The 4,254-nt window shown below is 63.2% G+C and carries 4 protein-coding genes; 2 read left to right on the top strand and 2 right to left on the bottom strand.

The genetic code is table 11. The features are described 5' to 3' along the window. Positions 1 to 792, top strand: a 792-nt coding sequence (locus GEV06_28085) for an argininosuccinate synthase (protein MPZ21717.1), incomplete at its 5' end; no start/stop codon positions are given. 55 nt (positions 793 to 847) lie between these two features. On the opposite strand, the gene GEV06_28090 is transcribed toward GEV06_28085, so the two are convergent. Beyond that, entirely contained in the window at positions 848 to 3,502 is a 2,655-nt protein-coding gene (locus tag GEV06_28090) for an FtsX-like permease family protein (GenBank protein MPZ21718.1), read from the bottom strand. 10 nt (positions 3,503 to 3,512) lie between these two features. Further along, positions 3,513 to 3,860, bottom strand: coding sequence for a PadR family transcriptional regulator (locus tag GEV06_28095; GenBank protein MPZ21719.1), 348 nt, complete (start codon positions 3,858 to 3,860; stop codon positions 3,513 to 3,515). A gap of 63 nt (positions 3,861 to 3,923) precedes the next feature. Here GEV06_28095 and GEV06_28100 point away from each other — a divergent pair, with 63 nt between their 5' ends. Next, on the top strand, positions 3,924 to 4,007 hold the full coding sequence (locus tag GEV06_28100) for a hypothetical protein (GenBank protein ID MPZ21720.1): 84 nt from the start codon (positions 3,924 to 3,926) through the stop codon (positions 4,005 to 4,007). Positions 4,008 to 4,254: the final 247 nt, after the last annotated feature.

Below are 4,254 nucleotides of genomic sequence, written 5' to 3' on the forward strand. Positions count from 1 at the left end.
AAGGACCCGCAGTTTCTCGCCGACGGGCTCAACGACCGTGAGACCGCGGTGGACTACGCAAAGCGGCACGGCATCCCTATCACTCAAACCAAGAAGAAGATTTATTCGCAAGATCGGAACCTGTGGCACATCTCGCACGAAGGAGCCGAGATCGAGGATCCTGCCGAAGAGCCGCGCGATCGGGTCTATACGATGAGCGTGCCGGCGCGGAAGGCGCCCAACAAGCCGGAGTACGTCGAGCTCGCCTTCGAGCACGGCACGCCCGTGGCGCTGAATGGCAAGCGCTTCAGGAATCGTGGCCACGAGCTCATCGCCGCGCTGAATGCGTTGGGCGGCCGTCACGCGGTCGGCCAAGTCACGCTCGTCGAAAATCGGCTCGTTGGGATGAAGAGCCGCGGCGTCTACGAGACGCCAGGCGGCACGATCCTGTACGAGGCACACAAGGCGCTCGAGCAGCTCTGCCTGGAGCGCGAGCTGTACCACGAAAAGCAACGGTTGGCGCTGCGTTACGGAGAGCTGGTGTACTACGGTCAGTGGTTTCATCCACTGCGCGAGGCATTGCAAGCATTTGCCGACAACGCGTCGCAGGTCGTCACGGGCCAGGTGCGCGTGAAGTTGTACAAGGGACGGGCCCAGGCCGTGAGCGCCTCCTCTCCGCTCTCGCTCTACGACGTGAAGCTCGCCAGCTTTGCGATGCAGGACTACGACGTGACCGCCGCGCGTGGCTTCATCGATCTCTTCGGGTTACCGATGAAGGCGCGGGGGTTAAAACAAGTGACGAGTGACGAGTGACGAGCAAAACGTAGCGCGCGGCCTTTAGGCCCCTCGCTACGGGCTATGCGTGTGATCATTCGTCACGCAGCACGCGTGCCGGATCGATGCGGGTCGCGCGCCGCGCGGGCAGGTAGCACGCTGTTATCGCCACGGTGAGCAGCAAGGCGCCCACAGCGACAAATACCCCAGGATCGGTCGGCGTCACGCCGTAGAGCAGCGTCGCGAGATAGCGGGTGAGCATCAAAGCAGCGACGAGGCCGACGACCAGACCGACAACCGTCAGGCGAAGCCCTTCACCCACGACCAGTCGCAGAATAGACGAAGGGGCCGCACCAAGCGCGAGGCGGACGCCCATCTCCCGGACCCGCTGCTGGACTGAGTACGAGATGAGGCCGTAGAGGCCAACGCAGGCCATCACCAAGGCGAGGGCCCCAAACAGACCGAACAGGATGGCTTGAAGGCGAGGCCGTGCCACAGAATCTGCCAGCACCGACTCCATCGTTTGCACGTCAGACACACCTTGTTCCGGATCAATACTGCGGATCGCCTTTCGCACCGCGGCGGCCACGGTGAGCGGCTCCCCAGCCGTGCGCACGACGAGCGACGCGAATAGATTCGGTTCCTGCCCGTGGACCAGAAACACCGTGGGATTCGCGCCCTTGTGCATACCCTCGTGGCGCACATTACCGGCAAGGCCAACGATCTCGAATTCTGGAATGTCGTCACCACGCGTGCTGGACCACCAAACCTTGAGCCGCTTCCCCAAGGGCTCGTCATTTGGGAAGAACTCCCGTGCGAAGGCTTGATTGACGATGGCAACACGAAGTGCGTCCATGCGGTCCCGTTGGTCGATATCGCGGCCCGCGATCACGGGAATCCCCAGCGCCGGGAAGTACCCGGGCGTGATCACTGACACCGAGGCGCTGCTCCCCGCGCCTGGAGCGGGAGCAGGCCGATCGGCCCGATACACGCCCGTGCCCGATTCGGAGCCACTCAACGGAAGAAAGTGGACGGAACCTGCAGCGGTCACGCCGGGAATCTCACGCACGCGCTCGAGGACCTGCTCGACGAACGCCGCGCGCCGCGACACGTCGAGGTACTTCGATGGCAGCAACAGCATGCGCAACGTCAGCACGTGCTCGGGTCGAAAACCGGGATCGACCGCATAGAGGTGCGTCAGGCTGCGAACCATCAATCCTGTGCCAACGACGAGCATCAGTGCCAGCGCCACCTCGCCAGTCACGAGCAGCGCGCGTACTTTGGCACCGCTCCCGACGACCGCCCGTCCGCTCCCGTGCAGCACGCGCATCGGATCATTCCGGCGTGCGAGAAAGCCCGGCAACACACCAAACAAAATGCCGGCGCCCATCGACACACACGTCGTGAAGCCGAGCACCCAGCCATCAACTCGGATTTCATCGGCGCGCGGCAACGGAAACGTCTCCGGGAACAGCGAGACGAGGATGGGCACACCAAACAGGGCCAGCAGCAGACCGAGCGCGCCACCAAGGCCGGCCAACAGCACGCTCTCGACAACGAGCTGATGGGCGAGGCGCCACCGCCCAGCACCCAAAGCCAAACGGATTGTGAGCTCTCGCGCACGGGCCGTGGCACGCATCAGCAAGAGATTCGCAACGTTCGCACAGGCGATGAGCAGTACGCACCCAACTGCCCCAAAGAGGACGAGGAGGGCCGGCCGGATCTGGCCGACGGCCTCGTCGCGGAGCGGAACAACGTTGGCTCCCCAACGGGCATTCATCTGCGGCCGCTCGCGCGCGGTCTGGGCGGCAATGCCATCCATGTCGGCCTGGGCCGCTTGAACGCCGACGCCACGCCGCAATCGCGCAACCGTGGAGAAGTTGCGCCCATCCTGAGGTGCCGTCACCGGATCGATCACAAGCGGCGAGAACAGCTCCGCTCGCACTCCAGGAAACGAGAACCCGGCCGGCATGACACCGACTATCTCGAGCGGACGTCCATTGACTGAGATGCTTCGTCCGATGATGGTCGGATTGCCGCCGAACCACCGCTGCCAGAACGTGTGGCTGAGCACCACGGTTCCTTGTCCGCCCGGACGGCCTTCTCCTGAAAGAATCGGTCGTCCGAGCATGGGAGGAACGTCCAACACCGAAAAGAACTCGGCCGTCACGGTGAGGCTCAGCACTTGCTCTGCCTCGCCGCCGAACATGACATTTGCAGGGAGCTGCCGAAACGCCGCGATGGCCTCGAACGCACGGTTGCGGGTGCGCCAGTCAAGGAAGTTCTGGGTCTGGACAACGTTGGTGGTGTTGCCGGAAGGAGACTGCTCCCACACCATGACGAGGCGATCGGGTTCCGGAAAGGACAGAGCGCGCAGCAGCACACTGTTCACGACCGTGAAGATTGCCGTGGTAGCGCCTATGCCGAGCGCTAGGGTGCACAGCGCGACAACGGTAAACGCAGGACTGCGCGCGAGCATGCGCCCGGCAAACCGGACGTCCTGTGCGATACGTTCGAGCCAGGTCCATCCCCACATGTCGCGCGTGGCCTCGGTAACGAGCGGGATGTTGCCAAAATCGCGTCGAGCTGACGTGCGAGCTTCCTCCGGTGGCACGCCGCGCTCGATCCTCAGCTGAGCCTCCTGCGCGAGGTGGAACCGGACTTCGTCGTCGAGATCCTGCTCGTCCTGCGCTCGCCGCCGGAGCCGGGGCTGAAGGCGTTTCCACCAGCGGCTGAAGAAGCTGGACATAGCCGGTTCCCTATGCGGGGCGCATCACGCGCGCGATGGCCTCGACCAGCCGGTCCCACCGTGACTCCTCTGCAACCAGCTGCTTCTTGCCCGCTGCTGTCAGGCGGTAATACTTCGCGCGTTGCTTGTTCTCGGTGATCTTCCAGTCAGCAGTAATCCAGCCCTGTCTCTCGAGGCGATGGAGGGCAGGATAGAGCGAGCCGTGATCCACTTGGAGAACCTCGGCGGAGCTGGCACGGATCGCCAGCCCAATGCCGTGGCCGTGCTGGGGTCCCCATTGAAGCGTGCGCAGGATCAGCATATCGAGTGTTCCCTGCAACAACTCGATGCGGTTCTCGTACGGGGTCTTCTTCGCCATAGTGAGGTAGAAGGCAGTCTACTACATTAGTAGTCGCTCGTCTACTACCTAGGTCCGTCCGGGGTGCCTGATGGATCTGGGGGCACGCTCCCGCATGTTGTTGTAGGCCTCGCGGCTCTCGGGGCGCGTGCAAGAATGGCGGAGTGACGGTCACAGTTCTGTTCTGAAGATTTTTCTCGCATCGACCTCAGTTGGTGCTTGACACGCATTTTTTCGACGAGTCTCCCGTGCTCCGGACCCCGTGCCAGGATGCCTCCTGGACGCGCACACGGCCCGTCTGGCGCCCGTTCTCCGTCGCGGGAAGGCACGGAGACTTTCGGACCAACTTCGCAGCACCTGATGGCGTACAAGCCGTTGTAAATACATGGTTTATTATGGTCCATGCTTCCTACCG

It is taken from the genome of Luteitalea sp., from assembly GCA_009377605.1.
Taxonomy (GTDB): domain Bacteria; phylum Acidobacteriota; class Vicinamibacteria; order Vicinamibacterales; family Vicinamibacteraceae; genus WHTT01.

Bases quoted from the DNA above. Each gene is read 5' to 3' on its own strand.
- GEV06_28090 (MPZ21718.1), bottom strand. From the start codon at position 3,502: ATGTCCAGCTTCTTCAGCCGCTGGTGGAAACGCCTTCAGCCCCGGCTC.
- GEV06_28095 (MPZ21719.1), bottom strand. From the start codon at position 3,860: ATGGCGAAGAAGACCCCGTACGAGAACCGCATCGAGTTGTTGCAGGGA.